The sequence below is a fragment of the Streptomyces sp. NPDC111520 genome (genome assembly GCF_055635295.1).
Genome location: NZ_JBVKBW010000005.1, coordinates 62299 through 84572, shown reverse-complemented (window position 1 = coordinate 84572; position 22274 = coordinate 62299). Strand labels below are relative to the sequence as shown.

At 73.4% G+C, this 22274-nt stretch carries 19 protein-coding genes; 14 read left to right on the top strand and 5 right to left on the bottom strand.

The window, feature by feature from the left end:
• Window positions 1–26: 26 nt before the first annotated feature.
• Together ACZ7MY_RS12675 and ACZ7MY_RS12670 are read right to left on the bottom strand one after the other, a co-directional pair.
• Window positions 27–1094, bottom strand: coding sequence for an Rv2578c family radical SAM protein (locus ACZ7MY_RS12675; RefSeq protein WP_499601391.1), 1068 nt, complete (start codon window positions 1092–1094; stop codon window positions 27–29).
• A gap of 160 nt (window positions 1095–1254) precedes the next feature.
• On the bottom strand, window positions 1255–2421 hold the full coding sequence (locus ACZ7MY_RS12670) for an alanine--tRNA ligase-related protein (RefSeq protein WP_499601390.1): 1167 nt from the start codon (window positions 2419–2421) through the stop codon (window positions 1255–1257).
• 379 nt (window positions 2422–2800) lie between these two features.
• Between ACZ7MY_RS12670 and ACZ7MY_RS12665 the strand changes: the two genes are divergently transcribed.
• The 8 genes from ACZ7MY_RS12665 to ACZ7MY_RS12630 all read left to right on the top strand — a co-directional run bounded on the left by ACZ7MY_RS12665 (window position 2801) and on the right by ACZ7MY_RS12630 (window position 14601).
• The gene (locus ACZ7MY_RS12665) at window positions 2801–3244 is read left to right on the top strand and encodes an SRPBCC family protein (protein WP_499601389.1); all 444 of its coding nucleotides are present in this window, start codon (window positions 2801–2803) and stop codon (window positions 3242–3244) included.
• Between the two features lie 211 nt (window positions 3245–3455).
• Window positions 3456–5843 (top strand): MFS transporter, encoded by a 2388-nt coding sequence (locus tag ACZ7MY_RS12660; RefSeq protein ID WP_499601388.1) that lies wholly within the window; start codon window positions 3456–3458, stop codon window positions 5841–5843.
• Window positions 5844–6063: 220 nt separating this feature from the next.
• Window positions 6064–8559, top strand: coding sequence for an ATP-binding SpoIIE family protein phosphatase (locus ACZ7MY_RS12655; RefSeq protein WP_499601387.1), 2496 nt, complete (start codon window positions 6064–6066; stop codon window positions 8557–8559).
• 134 nt (window positions 8560–8693) lie between these two features.
• Window positions 8694–9416 (top strand): class I SAM-dependent methyltransferase, encoded by a 723-nt coding sequence (locus tag ACZ7MY_RS12650; RefSeq protein ID WP_499601386.1) that lies wholly within the window; start codon window positions 8694–8696, stop codon window positions 9414–9416.
• A gap of 86 nt (window positions 9417–9502) precedes the next feature.
• Window positions 9503–10339: a M55 family metallopeptidase gene (locus ACZ7MY_RS12645; protein WP_499601385.1), complete on the top strand. Its 837-nt coding sequence runs from the start codon at window positions 9503–9505 to the stop codon at window positions 10337–10339.
• A complete protein-coding gene (locus ACZ7MY_RS12640; RefSeq protein ID WP_499601384.1) occupies window positions 10332–11672 on the top strand; it encodes a M20/M25/M40 family metallo-hydrolase in 1341 nt (446 codons plus the stop codon). Before ACZ7MY_RS12645 ends, ACZ7MY_RS12640 begins: the two co-directional genes overlap by 8 nt.
• On the top strand, window positions 11669–13666 hold the full coding sequence (locus ACZ7MY_RS12635; protein WP_499601383.1) for a dipeptidyl-peptidase 5: 1998 nt from the start codon (window positions 11669–11671) through the stop codon (window positions 13664–13666). The genes ACZ7MY_RS12640 and ACZ7MY_RS12635 overlap by 4 nt, the downstream gene beginning before the upstream one ends.
• Window positions 13663–14601 (top strand): S66 peptidase family protein, encoded by a 939-nt coding sequence (locus ACZ7MY_RS12630; RefSeq protein ID WP_499601382.1) that lies wholly within the window; start codon window positions 13663–13665, stop codon window positions 14599–14601. The genes ACZ7MY_RS12635 and ACZ7MY_RS12630 overlap by 4 nt, the downstream gene beginning before the upstream one ends.
• A gap of 22 nt (window positions 14602–14623) precedes the next feature.
• On the opposite strand, the gene ACZ7MY_RS12625 is transcribed toward ACZ7MY_RS12630, so the two are convergent.
• Complete coding sequence (locus ACZ7MY_RS12625; RefSeq protein WP_499601381.1) at window positions 14624–15337, bottom strand: DUF4232 domain-containing protein; 714 nt, start codon at window positions 15335–15337, stop codon at window positions 14624–14626.
• Window positions 15338–15567: 230 nt separating this feature from the next.
• Between ACZ7MY_RS12625 and ACZ7MY_RS12620 the strand changes: the two genes are divergently transcribed.
• From ACZ7MY_RS12620 to ACZ7MY_RS12595, 6 genes are all read left to right on the top strand, one after another.
• Window positions 15568–16758 carry a L,D-transpeptidase gene (locus ACZ7MY_RS12620; protein ID WP_499601380.1) on the top strand — a complete coding sequence of 397 codons (1191 nt, stop codon included), beginning with the start codon at window positions 15568–15570 and terminating at the stop codon, window positions 16756–16758.
• Between the two features lie 501 nt (window positions 16759–17259).
• Window positions 17260–18237 (top strand): ABC transporter substrate-binding protein, encoded by a 978-nt coding sequence (locus ACZ7MY_RS12615; RefSeq protein ID WP_499601379.1) that lies wholly within the window; start codon window positions 17260–17262, stop codon window positions 18235–18237.
• Window positions 18234–19007, top strand: coding sequence for an ABC transporter permease (locus ACZ7MY_RS12610; RefSeq protein WP_499601378.1), 774 nt, complete (start codon window positions 18234–18236; stop codon window positions 19005–19007). Before ACZ7MY_RS12615 ends, ACZ7MY_RS12610 begins: the two co-directional genes overlap by 4 nt.
• Complete coding sequence (locus ACZ7MY_RS12605; RefSeq protein ID WP_499601377.1) at window positions 19004–19777, top strand: ABC transporter permease; 774 nt, start codon at window positions 19004–19006, stop codon at window positions 19775–19777. Before ACZ7MY_RS12610 ends, ACZ7MY_RS12605 begins: the two co-directional genes overlap by 4 nt.
• Window positions 19770–20570 carry an ABC transporter ATP-binding protein gene (locus tag ACZ7MY_RS12600; protein WP_499601376.1) on the top strand — a complete coding sequence of 267 codons (801 nt, stop codon included), beginning with the start codon at window positions 19770–19772 and terminating at the stop codon, window positions 20568–20570. The genes ACZ7MY_RS12605 and ACZ7MY_RS12600 overlap by 8 nt, the downstream gene beginning before the upstream one ends.
• A complete protein-coding gene (locus ACZ7MY_RS12595; protein WP_499601374.1) occupies window positions 20567–21070 on the top strand; it encodes a methyltransferase family protein in 504 nt (167 codons plus the stop codon). Before ACZ7MY_RS12600 ends, ACZ7MY_RS12595 begins: the two co-directional genes overlap by 4 nt.
• Here ACZ7MY_RS12595 and ACZ7MY_RS12590 read toward each other — a convergent pair.
• Window positions 21043–21561 (bottom strand): GNAT family N-acetyltransferase, encoded by a 519-nt coding sequence (locus tag ACZ7MY_RS12590; RefSeq protein WP_499601373.1) that lies wholly within the window; start codon window positions 21559–21561, stop codon window positions 21043–21045. The two genes, ACZ7MY_RS12595 and ACZ7MY_RS12590, sit on opposite strands and share 28 nt — an antisense overlap.
• A 448-nt stretch (window positions 21562–22009) precedes the next feature.
• Complete coding sequence (locus ACZ7MY_RS12585; protein WP_499602016.1) at window positions 22010–22228, bottom strand: hypothetical protein; 219 nt, start codon at window positions 22226–22228, stop codon at window positions 22010–22012.
• Window positions 22229–22274 lie beyond the last annotated feature (46 nt).

The window sequence follows — 22274 nt, the reverse complement described above, 5'->3', positions numbered from 1 at the left end:
CCGGCGGGCACCCGTTTTTCTTGGGATCAGATCAGGGTCAGTTGCGTCGGCTGGGCCGGCTGGGCTGGCTGGGCCGGTCCGGCTGCGACGGCGGGCGGCCCCGGGGTGTCCTCCTCGGGTGCGGCGATCCGGCGCGCCGCTGCGGGGCGGCTCGGACCGATCCCGAACTCCGCGGCGAATTCGTGCACTTGGCGGGTGATGCGCCGCTGGTACCAGGTGGGCGCGTAGGCGCCGTCCGCGTACAGCGCCTTGTAGCGGGGGATCAGCCGCGGGTGGTGCACGGAGAGCCAGGCCATGAACCACTCCCTCGCCCCGGAGCGCAGATGCAGCACGAGCGGGGTGACGGACGTGGCGCCCGTCCCGGCGATCGCCCGGACCGTCTCACGCAACTGCTCCGGGGAGTCGCTGAGGTACGGCAGCACCGGCGCCATCAGGACGCCCGAGGGGATGCCGTGCTCGTTGAGGGTGCGGCAGACCTCCAGCCGCTTCGCCGGCGACGGCGTGCCCGGCTCCACGGTGCGCCACAGCTCCCGGTCGACGAACCCCACGGAGACCGCGGTCGACACGTCGGTGACCTGCGAGGCCTGCACCAGGAGGTCCAGGTCGCGCAGGATCAGCGACCCCTTGGTGAGGATCGAGAAGGGGTTGGCGTGGTCGCGCAGCGCCGCCAGGATGCCGGGCATGAGCCGGTAGCGGCCCTCCGCGCGCTGGTAGCAGTCGACGTTGGTGCCCATGGCGATGTGCTCACCGCGCCAGCGGGGCGAGGCCAGCTCGCGGCGGAGCAGCTCCGGCGCGTTGACCTTCACGACGATCTGGGAGTCGAAGTCCAGGCCGCTGTCGAGGTCCAGGTAGGTGTGCGTCTTGCGGGCGAAGCAGTACACGCAGGCGTGGCTGCAGCCGCGGTAGGGGTTGATCGTCCACTCGAACGGCATCCGTGACGCGCCGGGCACGCGGTTGACGATCGTGCGGGCGCGCACCTCGTGGAAGGTGATCCCGCGGAACTCGGGGGTGTCGAACGTACGGGTCACGGCGTCCACGCCGAAGAGCGCGGGTGTGGTCGCCGCCGTGTCGCGGCTCAGGTTGTCCCACCTCATGCCGCCTCCTTCGTTGCTCTCCTCCCGAGAATAGAACATCTGAGCGAATAGCGTCGAGGGGGATCCATGGGATTCCCGGGTTTCACCGTGCGTGAGTGGTCGTGACGGAGGGCCCCGGGCGGCTGCGACGCCGCCCGGGGCCCGGCCGGACCCTCCGCCGTCACCGCGGACGCAGGCTCAGGACGAGGTCGCGCGGCAGGCCGTGGGTGTCGTGGAGGTAGCGGAGGTCGTCCTCGTCCAGCGGACCCCGGAACCGGGGGCGGGCCAGTACCTGACGGCCACGCTCCAGGAGTCCCAGGAACCGCCGTTCCTCCTCCAGCAGCACCCGGCGCGGTTCGTCCGGGTCCACGGACTGGCGGAAGTGGTCCAGGGTGTGCCGGACGAGCTCCTGCGGGAGGTCGCCGAGACCGCGGGACGGATCGTCCCGCCACAAGGTGGTGAGGACCCGCCGCACCAGTCGGCGCAGCACGTAGCCGCGGCCGGTGTGGGACGGGCGCACCCCGTCCCCGATGACCACCACGGCCGACCGCAGGTGGTCGCAGACCAGGCGCAGCGACGGCTCGTCCAGCGGCCACAGGGACGGGACGAGACGGCGCCACGGGGTGAAGACGTCGCACTCGAACACCGACGTCCGGCCCTGCAGCAGCGAGGCCAGCCGTTCCAGGCCGAGGCCGGTGTCGACGTTGCGCCGGGGGAGCGGCACAAGGGAGCCGTCCTCGAGACGGCGGTGGCGCATCATCACGTGGTTCCAGACCTCCACCCAGCGGTCGTCACCCGTGGGGGTGGACCGCGGCGGGGTGTCACCGGTCCACAGGAAGATCTCCGAGTCGGGGCCGCACGGGCCGGTCGGGCCGTTGGACCACCAGTTCTCCTCGCTCGTGAGCTCCACGGGGACGCCGTGCCTCTCCCACGACTCCAGGGAGGCGGTGTCCGGGTTGGTACGGTCGTCGCCGCCGAACACCGTGACGTGCAGCCGTCCCGGGTCGATGCCGAATCCCTCGGTGAGCAGTCCGTAGCCCCAGTCGAGGCTCTGCGGGCCCTCGTAGTCGCCGAGGGACCAGGTGCCGAGCATCTCGAAGACCGTCAGATGGGTGGGGTCGCCGACCTCCTCCAGGTCCGTGGTGCGCAGACAGCGCTGCACGTTGACCAGCCGGCTGCCGAGCGGGTGCGGCCGCCCCTCCAGGTAGGGAGTGAGCGGATGCATGCCCGAGGTCGTGAACAGCACGGGGTCCCCGGGCGGCGGCAGCAGGGTCGACCCGGTGATCCGGCGGTGGCCGCGTTCCTCGTAGTACGAGACGAACGTGCGGACGATCTCTTCGGTGTTCACGGGGGGTGCTCCTTCGCGTGGAGAGGCGGGGAGGCACCGGGCAACGGGACCGCACGAGCACCGGGATCGGGGCGGGAACCACGAAACCACCGGCGGGCCGTTCCCGGTCGCCGGTGGTGAGGAAGGGAGGTACGTCAGGCGGCGGCAACCGGCGAGCTGGTCGCTCGCGCGGTCGCGGTGGTGCTGGGGCCGGTGACGTTCATGCCGTCGACGATAACGCGCCGCGTCGCGCCGGGCACGTGATTTACGGCGTCATCGCCGGTCGGCCCCGGAGCCGTCGCCAGGAGGCGCACCACCGGGAGGGCGGCCCGATTTCGCGGGCACGCGGCCGTGGTGATTGGCTTGTCGGCGACGGCACACGGATCCACGGAGGACGGCGATGGCACAGGTCGAGGCCACCACGCAGCGCGAGATCGCGGCGAGCCCGGAGAGCGTCTTCGCGGCGCTCGCCGACTACTCGGGCACGCGGCAGCGACTGCTTCCCGAGCAGTACAGCGAGTACGAGGTGCGCGAGGGCGGCAGCGGCGCCGGCACCCTCGTGCACTGGAGGCTGCAGGCGACCGAGAAGCGCGTCCGGGACTGCCTTCTCGCGGTGACCGAGCCGACCCCGGGGCAGCTGGTCGAGAGCGACCGCAACTCCACCATGGTCACCACCTGGACGGTCACCCCGGCCGGCGAGGGCCGCGCCAAGGCGGTCGTCACCAGCACCTGGACCGGCGCCGGCGGCATCGGCGGCTTCTTCGAGCGCACCTTCGCGCCCAAGGGCCTCAACCGCATCCACGACGCGGTGCTCGCGCGGCTCGCCGCGGAGACGGAGAAGTAACAGACGGCACAAAGGAGACGGCCGGGGCCGGTTGACGTCCGGCCGCCTCCTTTGACGTGCCGGATGCCGTGCCCGGCATGCCGGACTGTCGCCCGGCGGGCGCACGCCGGTGGGCACGTCACTTGAAAGGGTGGATCTGCCGCACTCCGGCGCATCCCCGGCGCCCCTGATCGTTGTCGCAGGGCAGGCGCGACGAGGGGAGCGGTAGCAGATGGGCGGCACCACCGGGACGACCCTGTCCGAGGAGACCGGCACCCGCGCGGACGCGACCGGCGCCGGCACGGGCCCCGAGGACCGACCCGCCGCCGCGCTCCGGGAGCAGGACGCGCCCGTCCCCGGACTGAGCCCCCGCAGGGTGCGACTGGTCTTCCTCGGGCTCATGCTGACCCTGCTGCTGGCCGCCCTCGACCAGATGATCGTGGCGACCGCGCTCCCCAAGATCGTCGGCGAACTGCACGGCCTGGACAAGATGTCCTGGGCCGTGACTGCCTACCTGCTCGCCTCCACCGTGGGGCTGCCGATCTACGGCAAGCTCGGCGACCTCTTCGGGCGCAAGAGCGTCTTCCAGTTCGCGATCGTCGTCTTCGTCGTCGGATCCGCCCTCGCGGGCTGGTCGCGCTCCATGGACGAGCTGATCGCCTTCCGCGCCGTCCAGGGCGTCGGCGGCGGCGGGCTGATGATCGGCGTCCAGGCGATCATCGCGGACATCGTCCCGCCCCGGGAACGCGGCCGCTACATGGGCCTGATCGGCGCCTCCTTCGGCCTGGCCTCCGTGGCCGGCCCGCTGCTCGGCGGCTTCTTCACCGACCACGCCTCCTGGCGCTGGTGCTTCTACATCAACGTGCCCTTCGGTCTTTTGACCCTTGCCGTCATCGCCGTCGTGCTGAAACTGCCGCGTCCGACCGTGCGCCCCCGGCTGGACGTGCTGGGCGCGCTGCTGCTGGCCGCCGGCTCCACCTGCGTGGTGCTGCTGACCAGTTGGGGCGGCACGACGTACGCCTGGCGCTCGGACGTGATCGTCGGGCTGGGCGCGGCGACGCTCGTCTGCGCCGTGCTGTTCGTGGTGGTGGAACGGTTCGCCGTCGAACCGGTCATCCCGCTGCGGCTCTTCCGCGACGGCGTCTTCACGGTCTCCGCCCTGATCGGGGCCGTCGTCGGTGTCGGCCTCTTCGGCGCCGCCAGCTACCTCCCGACCTTCCTGCAGATGGTCAACGGCGTCAGCGCCACCGAGTCCGGGCTGCTGATGCTGCCCATGATGCTCGGCGTCGTCCTGGCCTCCGTGGTCTCCGGCCACATGATCAGCCGTACCGGGCGCTACCGGGTCTTCCCGCTGCTCGGCGGGGCGCTCTCGGTGGCCGGAATGTGGCTGCTGTCGCTGCTGGAGCGGGACACCCCACGCGTGGAGTACAGCGTCTACATGGGCGTGCTGGGGCTCGGCATCGGGCTCGTCCTGCCGGTGCTGATCCTCGCCGTGCAGAACTCCGTGCGGCCCGCCGACCTCGGCACCGCCACCAGCGCCAACAACTTCTTCCGGCAGATCGGCGGCTCGGTCGGGGCGGCCGTCTTCGGCACCCTGTTCGCCAACCGGCTCGCGGACGGGCTCGCCGACCGGCTGCCGGGCGGCGGCGACCTGCCGGACCCCCAGTCCATCACCCCGCACATGGTGCATGCGATGCCGGCGCCGCTGCGCGACGCCTATGTGAGCGCGTACGCGGAGGCCATGCCGCGCATCTTCCTCTACCTGGTGCCGGTGCTCGCCCTCGGCTTCCTGCTCGCCTTCTTGCTCAAGGAGAAACCCCTGGTGACCCAGCACGTCCCCACCGCCCGCAAGGCCGAGACCGTCGGCGTCCCGGTGTGCGGCACCGTCCAGCACGCCGACGGCAGCACCGTGGGCCGGGCGGCGCTCACCCTCATCGATGTGACCGGCCGCCAGATCGGGCGCGGAGCCACGGGCGAGGACGGGCGCTACGCGCTGAGCACCCCGGGCAGCGGCAGCTACGTGCTGATCGCCGCCGCCGGGGGCCACCAGCCCCAGGCCGTCAGCGTGACCGTCGGGGAGCGCCCGGTCGAGCTCGACGTGGTGCTCGGCGGCGCCGGACGGCTGGCGGGCACCGTGCGCACCGCCGACGGCACGCCCGTACGGGAGGCCACCGTCACCCTCACCGACTCCCGCGGCGACGTGGTGGCCACCACCCGCACGGGGAGGGACGGCGACTACGTCCTGAGCGACCTCGTCGCGGGGGAGTACACGCTCGCCGCCAACGCCCCCGCCTACCGGCCCGCGGCGCTGCCGGTGTCGGTGCACGCGGCCCGGGAGACCCGGCAGGACGTCGAACTCGCGGGCGGCGCGCTGCTGCGCGGCACCGTGCGCGGTCCGGGCGGCAGCCCGGTGGAGGACGCCCGGGTCACCCTGCTGGACGCGGCGGGCAACGTCCAGGACACCGTGACGACCGGCCCGGACGGCGTCTTCCGCTTCGTCGACCTGGCGGCGGGCGAGTACACGGTCGTGGCCTCGGGATACCCGCCGGTGGCCACCGTGCTGCGGCTCAGCGGCGGCGAGCGCACCGAACGCGACGTGCACCTGGGACACGAGGACTGACCTTCCTCTGACGGCCCTTCAGCGCCTGTGCGTGCGCCCGCGCATGCTCCGGCGCATCCACGGCCGGGCGCGGGCGCACACCGGATTCGTCCAATGCCCTACGCGGCACCCGGTGTCGGCCGTACCGTGGTTGCGGAGCCGCAGATCTTGCGCCGGGGGCCGGCCACCTCCGGGCCTCGGTCGGGATCCGGGCGCCGCAGGGGAAGGAGCCGGACGCGTCATGCAACGTCGCACTCCACCGGGGGAGGGGAGCCGCGCCGCGCTGCCGGAGCAGCGGACCGTGCTCACCGGACGCATCCCCCTCGCCGTGGTCGTGGTCGACGGCGACGGGCACGTCTCGCACTGGAGCACCGGCGCGCGGAAGCTCTTCGGGCGCACCCGGGAGGAGGCCGTCGGCCGCGCGGCCGTCGATCTGCTGCCCGTCTCCGGCGCGCTCGGCGAGGAGCCCGGCCCGGACGACCCCGGGTCGCCGGACGGAGCCGGCCTCGACGCCACGCTGAGCGGGGCGACCTCCTACCCGACCGCCGGACGCGCCCGGCTCAACCAGGGGCCCGACCCCGACCCGGCAGGCGTCCCGGCCGACGTGCTGTGGTGGGCCTACCCGCTGGTCGGTCCCGGCTCCGAGCGCCTGCTGGTGCTGGCCGCCGACGCCGCCCTGGTGCACGGCGAGGACGACTCCCCGCCCGGGGAGTCCGAGCGGATCGCGCCCGGTTTCGCGCTGCACACCGAGTTCCCCGGCGCGGACGGGCTCGCCAAGCGCCTCCCCGAGATCCTGCCGAGCATGAGCGTCGCCGAGAGCGGGCGGATCGTCTCCCAGGTGCTGGAACTCGGCTACCCCGTGCTGGAGATCAGCCGGCACGACCGGGTGCCCGTCACCCCCGACTGGGGTGTGCCCCGGCGGGAGGAGCGCAGGGCCCGCAGGCAGCGCGCGGCCCGTGAGGCCGCCGCCGCGCCGCACGCCCCCGCGCCGGAGGAGCTCGAGCCCGACCTGGAGTACGCCGCCGTCCGCGAGCGCCTGGAGTTCCTCAACGAGGTCAGCGGGCGCATCGGCAGCTCCCTGGACCTGACCCGTACGATCCGCGAGGTCAGCGCGGCCGTCGTCCCCCGCTTCACCGACGTCGCGGGCACCTATTTGCGCGAACAGGTACTGGCGGGCGAGGGCTTCCCCGACGGGCCGCCCGACGTCACCACCATGTGGTACCGGGCCGCCCTGGAGCACACCGACGAGCCCGGCCGCTGGGACGACGTCGTACCGGTCGGCGAGTCCATGCCGTTCCCCGAGCACACCCCGTTCTTCCAGTGCATGACGAGCGGACGGCCGGTGCTGGTGCCCAGGATCACCGAACCCATGGGTGAGGCGATCGCCTCGCAGTTCGAGAAGCGCGACATCCGTCCGCTGATCACCGGGCGGTCGATGCTCGTGGTGCCGCTGAAGGCGCGCGACGTCGTCCTCGGCTTCATGATCCTGCTGCGGCACGGCGAGCGTCCGCCGTTCAACGACATGGACCGCGTCACGGGCGCCGAACTCGCCGCCCGCGCAGGGCTCGTCCTGGACAACGCCCGGATGTACACCTACCAGGAGAACGTCGCCGACACGCTGCAGGACAGCATGCTGCCGCAGATCACCCCGCGCATGCCGGGGTGCGACGTGGCGACCCGCTACCTGCCCGGCACCCGGCTGGGTCGCGTCGGCGGCGACTGGTTCGACACCATCAAGCTGCCGGGCTCCCGGCTCGCCCTCGTCGTCGGCGACGTCATGGGGCACGGGCTCAACGCGGCCGCCATGATGGGCCAGTTACGCACCGCCGTGCAGACCATGGCCGCGCTGGACATGCCGCCGGCGCAGCTGCTGCGCAACCTCGACGACCTGGCGCAGCGCCTGGGCGAGCACTACCTCGCCACGTGCCTGTACGCCGTGTACGACCCGATCCGGTCCGAGCTGCACATCGCCAACGCGGGGCACATCCCGCCCGTGCTGGTGCGCGCGGAGGACGGCCGCAGCGTACTGCTCGACGTGCCGACGGGCGCGCCCATCGGCATCGGGGGCGTGCCCTTCGAGACGGTCCAGGTGGGCGTCCGCCCCGGTGACCGGCTCGTGCTGTGCACGGACGGGCTGGTCGAGGTGCGCGGGCAGGACATCGGGGCCGGTCTCGCGGCGCTGTGCGAGAGCGCGGCGCACCCCGCGGCCTCCATGGACGACGCCTGCGACACGATCATCCGCGCCCTCAACCCGCCGGGCGGCCGCAAGGACGACGTGGCCCTGCTGATGGCACGGCTCAACGGCATCCCCCGTGAGGACGTCGTCAGCTGGCAGCTCGCCCTCGACCCCCGCGAGGTGGGCAGGGCCCGCGTGCTCACCCGGGGCGCGCTGGAGCGCTGGGGACTGGACGAGGCAGCGGAGGCGGCCGAGCTGATGGTCGGCGAGGTGGTCACCAACGCCGTCCGGCACGCGCACTCCCGGCACGTCGAGCTGCGCCTGGTCCGCACCGACGCGCTGCTGTGCGAGGTCTCGGACGACGACCACGCGGTGCCCGTCCTGGTGGGCGCCGGGCCCGAGGACGAGTCGGGGCGGGGCCTGCGGATCGTGAGCCGGCTCGCCCGGAGGTGGGGCGCGAGCCGCACGGCTCAGGGCAAGACGGTCTGGTTCGAGCAGGCCCTGCCGTGGCGGCCGGCCGCGGGACGCGGCAGTGGGATCCCGGCGGGACCTCGAACGTAGCGAACACCAGGTCACGACTTCCACCCGCAGGCTTGCCCGCGCCGGGCACCGCCTGTAGCACGGACCCTGACGGGGCTTCGGCCGCGCGGCCGGACCGGTCCGCGGCGACGGACACGTGGACCTGGGGAGATCGCATGGACGTCACCGGCACGAATCTGCAGGCGTGGGAGGGCTTCTGGCAGGACGCCCCCGGAGAACCGGGGGCGGCGTTCTGGGACGCGGAGGCGGAGGTCACCGCGGCGGCCCACCTCCCATTCTTCGAGGCGCACTTCGACCCGTCGCTGCCCGTCGTCGACCTCGGCTGCGGCAACGGCACCCAGACCCGCTTCCTTGCGGGGCGGTACGGCCGGGCCGTCGGGGTGGACCTCGCGGCGGCCGCGATCGGCCACGCGCGGCACCAGGACCCGGGCGGCGTCGCGGAGTACCGGCAGCTCGACGCGGCCGACCCCGAGGCGGTCCGGCGGCTGGCGGAGGAGCTGGGCGAGGTGAACGTGTACATGCGCGGAGTGCTCCACCAGTGTCCGCCCGAGGAACGCGCACCGGTGGTCGAGGGCATCGCGGTGCTGACGGGCGGGCGCGGCCGGGTGTTCGCCGACGAACTCGCGGCGTCCGCGAAGGACGTGCTGACGGGACTCGCGCAGCGGACGGGCGGGCCGCCCGCCAAGCTCGCGGCGATCTTCACGCACGGGATCGCGCCGGCCGAGATGTCCGACGGGACGGTCGCGGAGCTCTTCCGCGAGGCGGGGATGGAGGTGCTCGCGCGCGGTGAGGTCCCGCTCGTGACGACGGAGCGGCGGGCGGACGGTTCGCGGTTCGAGGTGCCGACGAACTGGCTGGTGGCAGGGGGTGCGCGCTGACCGCCACCGGTCTGGGCCACTGAAGTTTTCCACAGGCGGGGCGGGGGCCTGGTGCGGGGCGGTGACTTTGCGTAACGTTCCATGCCATGAAGATCCTGATCAGCGCGGACATGGAGGGCGCCACCGGGGTGACCTGGCCCGGTGACGTCCTGCCCGGCACGGAGGGCTGGCAGCGGTTCCGGCACCTGTTCACGTCCGACGTGAACGCCGCGATCGCCGGCTTCTTCGACGGCGGCGCCGACGAGGTCCTGGTCAACGAGGCCCACTGGTCGATGCGGAACCTGCTGCTGGAGCAGCTGGACGAGCGGGCCGAGATGGTCACCGGACGCCACAAGGACCTCTCCATGGTCGAGGGCGTGCAGCACGGCGACGTGGACGGCATCGCCTTCGTCGGGTTCCACACGGGCGCGGGGACGGAAGGGGTGCTCGCCCACACCTACCTCCCCAACTCCATCACCGGTGTGTGGGTCGACGGCGGCCCGCCCGCGAGCGAGGGACGGCTGAACGCGCTGGTGGCCGCCGAGTACGGGGTGCCCGTCGTGCTGGTCACGGGGGACGACCGGACCGGCGTCGACGCCCGGGACTACGCGCCGGCCGCGCGCACGGTCGCCGTCAAGGACTACGTGTCGCGGTACGCGGCCGTGTGCCGGCCGCCGGCCCGCACGGCCGCGGACATCCGCGCCGCCGCGAAGGACGCCGCGTCGCTCGCGGTGCGCCACGAGCCCGTGCGGGGCGGGCCGTTCACGATCGAGGTCGAGTTCGACGCGGCGCACCTGGCGGGAGCCGCCGCGATCGTGCCCGGTGTGGAGCGCACGGGCGAGCGCCGCGTCTCGTACACCTCACCGACCATGTACGAGGGGATCCGCTGCTACAAGGCCGTGACCACCCTCGTCTCGGCAGCTGTGGAGGAGCAGTATGGCTGACACCCGGGCACTGGACGAGGCGGTCCGCTTCACCTCGGAGCTGATCCGGATCGACACCACCAACCGCGGCGGCGGGGACGGCAACGAACGTCCCGCGGCGGAACACGCCGCGGGACTTCTCGACGAGGCCGGGATCGAGGCCCGCGTCCTGGAGTCCGCGCCGGGCCGGGCCAACGTCGTGGCGCGGATCGCGGGCACCTCACCCGCCGGGGAGGGTCAGGGCGCGCTGCTGGTCCACGGTCATCTGGACGTCGTGCCCGCCCAGGCCGAGGACTGGAGCGTGCACCCCTTCTCCGGCGAGGTCCGGGACGGGGTGGTCTGGGGCCGGGGCGCGGTCGACATGAAGGGCACCGTGGCGATGGTGCTCGCCACCGTGCGGTCCTGGGCCCGGAGGGGCGTGCGTCCCGAGCGGGACATCGTGCTCGCGCTGACCGCCGACGAGGAGGACAGCGCCACCTACGGGGCGACCTACCTCGTGGAGCAGCACGCGGAACTCTTCCGCGACTGCACCGAGGGCATCAGCGAGTCCGGCGGCTTCACCTTCCACGCCGGGCCCGGGCTGCGCCTGTACCCGGTCGCGGCCGGGGAGCGCGGCACGGCCTGGCTGAAGCTCACGGCGCACGGCAGGGCGGGGCACGGCTCCAAGGTCAACCGCACCAACGCGGTGACCCGGCTCGCCGCGGCCGTCTCCCGCATCGGCGAGCACCACTGGCCGGTGCGGATCATCCCCACCGTGCGGGCGGCACTGTCCGAACTGGCCGCGCTGCACGAGGTCGAGCCCGACTTCGACGACGTCGACACCCTGCTCACCAAGCTGGGCACCGCCGCCGCCCTGGTGGAGCCGGTGATCCGCAACAGCGCCAACCCGACCGTGCTCGAGGCCGGCTACAAGGTGAACGTCATCCCCGGCACCGCGGTCGCCTACGTCGACGGCCGGGTCCTGCCCGGCGCCGACGAGGAGTTCGCGGCCACCATGGACGAACTCACCGGCCCGGACGTGGACTGGGAGTTCCACCACCGCGAGATCCCGCTGGAGGCCCCCCTCGACCGGCCGGTCTACGCCGCGATGCGGGAGGCCCTGATCCACTTCGACCCGGACGCCCACGTCGTGCCCTACGTCATGGGCGGCGGCACCGACGCCAAGCAGTTCTCGCGGCTCGGCATCACGGGGTACGGCTTCTCTCCGCTGAAGCTGCCCGAGGGCTACGACTACGCGGGGATGTACCACGGCGTCGACGAGCGGGTCCCGGTGGAGGGACTGCACTTCGGCGTCCGCGTACTCGACCGGTTCATGCTGGGCCGGCAGGACACGACCGAGGAAGCAGCCCGATGACGCGCGCCCCGATCATCGCCCCCTACGGTGCATGGGAGTCGCCGGTCGACGCCCGTACCGCCGCCTCCCACGACGGACGCCCCGAGTTCCCCGGGTTCGTCGGCGAGGAGGTGTGGTGGACCGAACCCCGTCCGGCCGAGGGCGGCCGCCGTGCCCTGGTGCGCCGTCGCGCGGACGGCACGGTCGGCAGCCCGTTGCCCGCGCCGTGGAACGTCCGCACCCGTGTCATCGAGTACGGCGGCCGGGCCTGGGCGGGCACCGACCGACCCGGCGCGGGACCGCTGATCGTCTTCTCCCACTTCCCGGACCAGCGGCTGTACGCCTACGAGCCCGACGCACCCGGCGCCTCTCCGCGGCCGCTCACCCCGCTCTCGCCGGTCGGCGACGGGCTGCGCTGGGCCGATCCGCAGATCCATCCGGACCGCGGTGAGGTGTGGTGCGTGCTGGAGGAGTTCAGCGGGGAGGGGCCGAGCGACGTACGGCGGGTCGTCGCCGCCGTCCCGCTCGACGGCTCGGCCGCCGAGGACCGCGGTGCCGTACGGGAACTCTCCGACGACTCACACGGCTTCGTGACCGCGCCGCGCCTCTCACCGGACGGCCGGCAGGCCGTGTGGATCGCCTGGGACCACCCCCGGATGCCCTGGGACGGAACGGAGCTCCAGCACGCCGCCGTCGGCCCGGACGGCACCTTCGGCCCGGCCCGGACGATCCTCGGCGGCCCCGCCGAGTCGGTCGCCCAGGCGGAGTGGACACCCGACGGCACCCTGATCGCCGCCACCGATCGTGACGGCTGGTGGAACCTGCACCGTGTCGACCCGGCCACCGGCGAGGCGGTCAACCTGCGGCCGGCGCAGGAGGAGTTCGCAGGACCCGGCTGGCAGATGGGGGCAAGGTGGTTCGCACCGCTCGCCTCCGGAACGCTGGCGGTGCTGCACGGCAAGGGCGCCCAGCGACTGGGGATACTCGACCCGGCGACCGGCGAGTTGGCCGACGTGCCGGGACCGTGGAGCGAGTGGACCGCGGCGCTGGCCACACAGGGCACCCGGGTGGTCGCCGTGGCCGCTTCGGCCCGCACGTCCTTCGAGGTCCTGGAGCTCGACACCTGTACGGGGCGGACCCGCGTCATCGGTGCCGCCCACCACGACACCGTGCCGCCGGAGTTCCTGCCCGACCCCGTGGAGCGCACCTTCACCGGGCCCGGGGGACGGGAGATCCACGCCCAGCTCTATCCGCCGGCGAACCCCTACTTCGCCGCGCCCGAGGGAGAGCTGCCGCCCTACGTGGTCTGGGTGCACGGCGGTCCCACCAGCCGGGCACCGCTCGTGCTCGACCTGGAGATCGCCTACTTCACCTCCCGGGGGATCGGCGTCGTCGAGGTCAACCACGGAGGTTCCACCGGCTACGGCCGCGCCTACCGCGAGCGGCTGCGCGAGCAGTGGGGGGTCGTCGACGTCGAGGACTGCGCCGCCGTCGCGCGGGCGCTGGCGCAGGAGGGGACGGCCGACGGGCGGCGGCTCGCGATCCGCGGCGGCAGCGCCGGCGGCTGGACGAGCGCGGCCTCCCTCACGGGTACCGACGTGTACGCCTGCGGCGTGATCAAGTACCCGCTGCTCGACCTCACCGGCTGGGCCCAGGGCGGTGAGACCCACGACTTCGAGTCCCGTTACCTCGACTCGCTCGTCGGGCCCTACGCCGAGGTCCCCGAGCGCTACCGGGAGCGCTCGCCGGTCACCCGGGCCGACCGGCTGGCCGTGCCCTTCCTGCTGCTGCAGGGGCTGGAGGACGTGATCTGCCGGCCCGTGCAGTGCGAGCGGTTCCTGGAACGGATCACGGGGCGAGGCATCCCCCACGCCTACCTCACCTTCGAGGGCGAGGGCCACGGCTTCCGCCGCGAGGACACGATGATCACCGCTCTGGAGGCCGAACTCGCCCTGTACGGGCAGGCCTTCGGCTTCACCCCGCCCGCCGTAGCACCTCTGGAGCTCACCAAGTGACACCGCTCGTCCCACTCATCCGCCCCCGCCGCCTCGTCCCCGGTGACCGGGTCGCCGTGGTCGCGCCCAGCGGACCCGTGCCCCGGGAGCGCCTGGACGCGGGGCTCGACATCCTCCGCGGCTGGGACCTCGATCCCGTGGTGGCGCCGCACGTCCTGGACCGGCACCCCACCTTCGACTACCTGGCGGGAGAGGACACGGCCCGCGCCCGCGACTTCCAGGAGGCGTGGTGCGACCCGTCGGTGGCCGCGGTGCTGTGCGCGCGCGGCGGCTACGGCACCCAGCGCATGAGCGACCTCCTGGACTGGGACGCGCTGCGGGCGGCCGGGCCCAAGACGCTCCTCGGCTTCAGCGACATCACCGCGCTGCACGAGGCGTTCGCGGTCCGGCTGGGCCTGTCCACCCTGCACGGCACCATGGTCGCGGCGCACGGCTTCCTCAAGGACGAGCCCACGCGAGCACAGTTGCGGGACACCCTCTTCGAGCCCGAGGGGGCGCGTGTCCTGGCGGCGCCGACCGCCCGGGCCCTCGTCCCCGGCACGGCTCGCGGTGTCACCGTCGGCGGGTGCCTGGCGCTGCTCGCCTCCGGTCTCGGCACGCCGGACGGGCGGCCCGGCGTGCCCGGCGGCATCCTCCTGCTGGAGGACATCGGCGAGGAGCCGTACCGGATCGACCGGATGCTGACCCAGTTGCTGCGGGCCGGCTGGCTGGACGGGGTGGCCGGCGTCGCCCTCGGTTCCTGGCGGGAGTGCGGCCCCTACGAGCAGGTGCGGGCGGTACTCCTGGACCGGCTGGGCGGGCTCGGCGTCCCGGTCGTCGAGGAACTGGGCTTCGGCCACTGCGAGACCAGCCTGACCGTGCCGCTCGGTGTCCCCGCCGTGCTGGACGCGGACGCGGGCACCCTCACGGTGGAGGCCGCAGCAACGGCCGGCTGACCCCGGGGCGGGGCCCCCGGCCTCAGGAGGGTTCGGTGGCCGAGAGCGCGGTGACGGCGACGACGCCGTCGCACTCGGCGAACACCCCGTCGTCCAGGGCGACCTGGTGCCTGCCCGCCCCGCCGGGCAGGCCCAGCACCATCGTCGGGTACTGCACCGGGGCCTCGCCCGAGTCGCAGTAGCCGTCGCCCTCGCCCTGCACCTGGTGGAACGTCAGCTTGACCCAGGCGCGACCGCCCGGCGCCAGCGTGACGGGGGCGGGCGTACCGGTGTGCCGCACCGTCAACGGCACGTTCATCTCCGGGGAGCCGTTGGCCGCCCCGGCCACCGTCGGGAAGCCCTCGAGGACGCAGGGGGCGCCCGAGGTGTTGGTGAACCCGATCACCGCCGCGCCGGTGCCCGTCCCCTGCGGACGGTCGGCGGCCTGGCGCGCCGCGGTCGCCTCCAGGTCCTCCGCGCCGCAGTGGGCCGCGGCGCCGGCCGGGGCCCCGGAACCGGTGGAGGGCGCGGAGCCCTCGGCGCCACCGGAACCCCCCGAACCCCCGGGCACCGGCGTCGTGCTGGAGACCGGGACCGTGTCCCCCGCGCTGCGGGACGGCGCGGCCGACGAGGGAGCGGACGGCGAGGGCGCCCCGCCCGCGACGTCGTCCTCCCCCTGGCACCCCGTCAGCAGCACCGCCGCCGTCGCCGCCAGTGCCACCGCGATCGCGGCCCGCCTCGTGTTCCTGCGCTCCATGACGTCCCCCCGGGTCTTCGGGCCTGCCGTGCGGTCGTGCGGCCACGCGGCCGTGCTGCCGCGGAACACGGGGCCGGGCCGGGCCCGGGTTCCGTGCGTACACGCCTGCTACGGAACGGTGACGCCACGGAGTCGTCCGGCACGCAGAGTTGACACTGCCGGCACGTGGTGGACCCCCACGGGTGCGGGCAGGAGCACAGTACGACTCGACAGGGGAGGAGAGCCGTCACATGACCAACGACCGGACCCGGAACCGCAGGAGGAACCTGCGCGCCGGAGCCGCGACACTCGCCCTGGCCGTCGCCGCGACGCTGTCCGCGTGCAGCGGTTCCGGGGGCGGCGGGCCGCACGCCGCGGAGCCACGGCCCGCCATCGCCGTCGCTCCTGCCTCCGGCGGGCGTGCCGTGCCCGTCGACCGCAAGGTGACCGTGCGGGCCACCGCCGCCCGGATCGACTCCGTACGCGTCACCGCCCCCGGCCCGGGGCCGTTGGGCGGCACGCTCGCGTCGTCCAAGGAGAACTGGACCTCGACGGGCCGGCTGGCCCCGGGGGTGACCTACGACGTCCTCGTTCGCGCCACCGCCTCCGACGGCAAGCGGCTGACGGAGCACACGACCTTCACCACCGCCGAGCCGAAGCGCACCTTCGTGGGGGAGTACCACCCCGACAAGGGCACCACGGTCGGCGTGGGCATGCCGGTGTCGATCGTCTTCAACAAGCCGATACAGGACCGGGCGGCCGTCGAGCGCAAGCTCGGCGTCAGCGCCGACCCGGCCGTGGACGGCGCCTGGAGCTGGATGAAGGACTGGAGCGGCCGCGACCGCGTCGACTTCCGTCCGCGCTCCTACTGGAAGCCCGGCACCCAGGTCACCCTGCGCATGGACCTGGACGGTGTCGACGCGGGCGGCGGTCTCTACGGCACGCAGAACCGCGTCGTCCGCTTCCGGATAGGGGAGTCGGTCGTCAGCACCGTCGACACGGCCCGCAAGACCCTCACCCTGCGCCGGGGCGGCGAGGTCCTGCGCACCCTCCCCGTCTCCACCGGCAAGCCCGGTTTCGAGACGTGGAACGGCACGATGGTCGTCCTGGAGAAGACGCCCAGCATCACCATGAACTCCAGCACCGTGCGCATCTTCGGCCCCGAGGCTTACAACCTGAAGGACGTGAAGTGGGACGTCCGGCTCACCACGTCGGGCACCTTCGCGCACGCCGCGCCCTGGAACGAGGGCAAGTTCGGCCGGGTCAACGGCAGTCACGGCTGCATAGGGCTGAGCACGGCCGACGCCAAGTGGTTCTACGAGCACGTGTCACCGGGCGACCCGGTGACCGTCGTCCACTCCACCGACACCGTCCAGGTCAACAACGGCTACGGCGCCTGGAACGCGAGCTGGGCGGACTGGCAGGCGGGAAGCGCCCTCTGAGAGCGGCCGGAGCACGAAGAGAGCCCGCGCTCACCGCGCGGGCTCACCGGCTGCAGTTCCACGACCTACGAGGTGGGACTCCCTTCGCCGGCATGGTCCGGATCAGGTGCTAGGGGTCGCTCTCCGGTCTCAAAACCTCTTCCCGGACCTTCGAGCCTCTCAGCCCGGCCGTTGAACCCGGTTCCGGTGGAAGCCGCTGCTCCCTGCTCCGGCTCCGGTGCCACCGGACTCCCTCGCTCGCCCCGTAGGCCACATCCCAATCTACTCAGGGCGCAAGCCGACCACCAGTGGTAAATCCACTCAATCAGTTATTTTCTCCGCAGACTTCCACCTCTCGCGCCCCCTGCACCCCTGCTTTCCCGTCCGCGACACGGCTGACATCGGCCGGCCGTTGTGCGATCCGTTGACGCGGCCGCGCCACGCCCCTACCGTCACTTGGCGCGCCACCCAATGAACGACAGTTCACTGTGCGAACGGAACTGATCAGATCAGGGAGTGCCCATGCGTCGCACCTTTCCCCTGCTCCTGACGGCGGCAGCGCTCCTCGCCGCCGGACTCACCGCTTGCGGCGACTCCGACGCCCCCGCAGGCAAGGGCGGCTCCTCCGGTGGCGGAGGCACGCGGAGCGTCACGGTCGGCGCCATCGCCATCGTCGACACCGCGCCCGTGTACCTCGCCCAGAGCCAGGGCTTCTTCAAGAAGCACGGCATCGACGCGAAGATCACCTCGGTGCAGGGCGGCGCCGCCAGCATCACCGGCGTGATGGGCGGCCAGTTCGCCTTCGGCTTCGCCAACACCACCTCCCTGCTCACGGCCCAGCAGCAGGGCCTCCCGCTCAAGGTCGTCGCCAACGGCGTCGCCTCCACCGGCGAGCGGGACACCGACTACAGCGCCGTCCTCGTCCCGGCCGACAGCCCTGTCAAGTCCGCCAAGGACCTGGCGGGCAGGACCGTCGCCGTCAACCAGCTGAAGAACATCGGCGACACGACCGTGCGCGCCGCCGTGCGCAAGGACGGCGGCGACGCCTCCAAGGTCGAGTTCGTCGAGATGCCCTTCCCGGACATGCCGGCCGCCCTCTCCAAGGGCCGGGTCGACGCGATCTGGGAGGTCGAGCCCTTCGTCACCCAGGCCACCGGGCAGGGCGCCCGAGCCGTCGCCTGGCCCTACGCCGACGCCGCCCCGGACCTCACCGTGGCCATGTACTTCACCACGCAGCAGACGCTCCAGAAGGACCCGGAGCTGGTGAAGGACTTCACCGCCGCCATGAACGAGGCCCTCGCCTACGCGGACGCGCACCCCGACGCCGTGCGCGAGACGCTCAAGTCGTACACCTCGATCCCCGCCGAGGCGATCGCCGCGATCAAGCTCCCCAAGTGGCCGACGGAGATCAACCGGGACTCCGTGCAGACCGTCGCCGACGACGCCCGCCAGGACGGGACGCTCACCAAGGACGCCGATCTGGCGGCCCTCCTGCCATGAGGGGACGCGACGCCGCGTACGGAGCGGCCGGCCTCGCGGTGCTGTTCGGCATCGCCGAGGCCGTCCCGCGACTCGGCTGGGTCTCCCGGGACTACCTGCCCCCGGCGAGCGAGATCGTGCGCACCCTCGGCCGTGAACTGACCACCCGCCAACTCTGGTCGGCCCTCGGCCACACCATGAGCGCCTGGGCCCTGGGCCTGGCCATCGCGTTCGTCCTCGCCGTTGTGCTCGGGACGCTCATCGACGCCGTCCCGGGCGCCCGCGCCGCCACCGCCTCAACCGTGGAGTTCCTCCGCCCCATCCCCTCCGTGGCGCTCATCCCGCTCGCCACCCTGCTCTTCGGCGCCGACCTCGGCTCCAGCCTCCTGCTGGTCGTCTACGCCGCGTTCTGGCAGGTGCTCATCCAGGTGCTGTACGGCGTCGCCGACGTCGACCCCATCGCCCGCGAGACCGCCCGCTCCTACCGGCTCGGCCACTGGACGACGCTGCGCCGGCTCGTCTGGCCCACCGCGCTCCCGTACGTCATGACCGGCCTGCGGCTCGCCGCCTCCGTCGCCTTCATCCTCGCCGTCACCGCCGAACTGGTCATCGGCAGCCCGGGACTCGGGCTGCGCATCCAACTCGCCCAGTCCGGCGGCGCCGTCGCCACCGTGTACGCCCTGATCACCCTCGCCGGGATCATCGGGGTCGTCGTCAACCTCGCGGTACGCCGTCTGGAGCGGTGGCTGCTGGCCTGGCACCCCTCCGTCCGAGGGGAGGCGCCCGCATGAGCCGTACCGCGCGCCTGATGCTGGGCGTCCTGCGGGTGCTGGGGCTGCCCGTCCTCCTCGTCCTCGGCTGGTGGGCGTGGAGCGTGTGGCGGCCCAGCTTCTACGTGCCGTCGCCGCAGCGGATCGCCGCCGTCTTCGGCGACGTGTGGTTCACCGCCCGCCTCGGCGACGACGTCCTGCCCAGCCTCGCCCGGCTCCTCGCCGGGTACGTGCTCGCCGCGCTGCTCGGCGTCGCCCTCGGTGCCGCCATCGGCCTCTCGGGCCGGCTGCGGGCCGCCACCGAACCCGCCCTGGAGTTCTTCCGGGCCATCCCGCCGCCCGTGCTCGTGCCGCTGATCATGCTGGTCGCGGGGCTCGACACCGCCATGAAGGTCCTCGTCATCGTCTCCGGCGCGATCTGGCCGGTGCTGCTCAACACCATCGAGGGCGTCCGCGCCGTGGACGAGGTGCTCTCCGACACCGCGCGGGTCTACGGGCTGCGCGGCCCCGCCCGGCTGCGGCGCCTCGTGCTGCCCGCCGCGAGCCCGCAGATCATGGCGGGACTGCGGCAGGCGCTGTCCATCGCCATCATCCTCATGGTCATCGCAGAGATGTTCGCCAGCACCTCGGGCATCGGCCACAGCGTCGTGCTGTTCCAGCGGCAGTTCCAGATCCCCGAGATGTGGAGCGGCATCGTGCTGCTCGGCCTGGTCGGCTTCCTGCTCTCGCTCGCCTTCCGCGTCGTCGAACGGCGGGTCCTGCACTGGCACCAACGGGAGACACATGCTTGAGATCACCGGACTGCGCAAGGTGTACGAGGGCCGGGGCCGCGTCGTCGAGGCGCTGCGCTGCATCGACCTCAGCGTCGAGCGCGGCGAACTCGTCTGCGTCGTCGGCCCGTCGGGGTGCGGCAAGACCACCCTGCTCAAGTGCGTCGCCGGACTCCTCACGCCCACCGCCGGCCAGGTCCGGCTCGCCGGGCGCGTCGTGGACGGGCCGCCGCCCGGCATGGCGGTGGTCTTCCAGGAGTACGGCCGCAGCCTCTTCCCCTGGCTCACGGTCAGCCAGAACGTCGAACTCCCGCTCCGCGAGAAGCGCGTGCCGCGTCCGCGCCGCACCGCCCTCGTACAGCAGGCGCTCGCCGCCGTGGGCCTGGCCGACGCCGGCTCCGCCCACCCCTGGCAGCTGTCCGGGGGCATGCAGCAGCGTGTGGCGATCGCCCGGGCCGTCGCCTACGAGCCCCAGGTCCTGCTCATGGACGAGCCGTTCGCCGCCGTGGACGCGCAGACCCGCGCCGACCTCGAGGACCTTCTCCTCGGCCTCTGGCACCGCCTCGGCATCACCACGATGCTCGTCACCCACGACATCGACGAGGCCGTCTACCTCGCCCGCCGGGTCGTCGTCCTCTCCGCCGCGCCCACGGTCGTGCAGGAGGACCTGCACGTCGACCTGCCGCACGACCGCGACCAGATCATCACCCGCTCCGACCCGCGCTTCGCCGAACTACGCGCCCACGTGTACGGGCACATCCGCGCCGCCAAGACGGATCCGGGACGGCCGCCGGCGGGCACCATGAAGGCATGAGACGGTCCACGGCCGCGCTCGGCAGCGCGGTCTTCCTCCTCGCGGCACCCGGCGTCGTGGCGGGACTCGTGCCCTGGTGGCTCACCCGCTACGCGTCCGGCGACGGCCCCTGGCCGGTACGGGCGGCCGGCGGCCTGCTGGCCCTCGCCGGCGCGGCGGTGCTCCTGCACGGCTTCGCCCGCTTCGTACGCGAGGGGCACGGCACGCCCGCGCCCGTCGCCCCCACCGAACGCCTCGTCACCGGTGGCGCGTACGCCCGGGTCCGCAACCCCATGTACCTGGCCGTCGTGGCGCTCGTCGCCGGGCAGGGACTGCTGCTCCTGCGGCCCGTCCTGCTCCTCTACGCGGCCGCCGTGTGGCTGACCGTCGCCGCGTTCGTCCGCTGGTACGAGGAGCCGACGCTGCGTGTCGCGCACGGCGAGGAGTACGAGGCGTACCGCCGGGCCGTGCCCGCGTGGCTGCCGCGGTGCGCTCAGACCCGGTCGAAGGGCTCCGCATAGCGGAACGCCCCGCTCACCGACGGGGTGTAGCTGGACAGCGGACGCACCTGGAAGTACGGCCCCCAGGCCGGGTCGGGCGGTGTGATCCGGTAGTCCGTGCTCGCCCGGAAGCCGTAGCGGCCGTAGTAGTCCGGGCTGCCCAGCAGCGCCACCAGCGGCTCCCCGAGGGCGTCCGCGGCGCCCAGAGCGGTGTGCACCAGGGCCAGTCCGACGCCCTTGCGCTGGTGCTCCGGCGCGACGCTCAGCGGGCCCAGACCGAGCACGGGCGTGTCGCCGGCGTGCGCGCGCGTGCAGACGACGTGGCCGACGACGTTCCCACCGTCGGCGTCCACGGCGACCAGGGACAGCCCGGGCAGCCACGCGTCGCTCTTGCGCAGCTCGGCCAGCAGCGTCACCTCGACGGGAACGGCACGCTCCTCCGAGGCGAACGCCTCCCCGGTGAGTGCTTGTACGGCAGGGACGTCGTCGGGGGTCTCGCGTCGAATCAGCACCCGCGCAGTCTGAACGCCCCGCCCCCACCGGGCAATCGCATTTCGGCCGCGGCCACGCCTCGGCCCGCGTCCCGGGGCCGGATACCGGTCGGGGGTACCGGCCTTCGCGGGGTGGGCGGGCGAGGCGCGCCGGCGGGTCGCGGCGGCCCTGCCCGGACGGCTGTGCGTACTGCGGTCGCCGCGGGGGCGGTGCCGTGCTGGGCGGTCAGGGGGGCAGGGGGTCGGATGGCCGAAGGCTGCGCCGACGTCGCAGGCGGACAGGGCTCAGCGTGCCGTGCACGCGTCCGCAGGGTTCGCGGTGGCGTCCGTTCCGCGCCGGGCCGGAGGACTGCCGGTGCCGGGAGGCCTCCACCCGTTGCGGCGGAATGCCTTCGGGCTGCCGCCCCGTCGGCCCGTCGGCTCACGGCTGTGGTCATCGCGGCTCCCACGCGGTGCTGACCCGGAACGGTCAGGTCAAGGTCATGGACTTCGGCATCGTCCGTGCCGTGGGCCATTCCGGCCTGACGAAGACGCAGACCGCCGCCGTGATCAGCACCGCCCGGGGCCCGCGGTGGCGTCCGTTCCGGGCCCGGCCGGAGGACTGCCGGGGCAGGAAGCCCCACCAGTTGAGGCGGAGCCCCTCCGGGTCGGCCCGCCGGCTCACGGCCGTGACCCTCGCGCCTCGCACGCCCGCCACCCTCGCCGCCGCCCGAGGCGGGCCGTGCCGGGGCCGT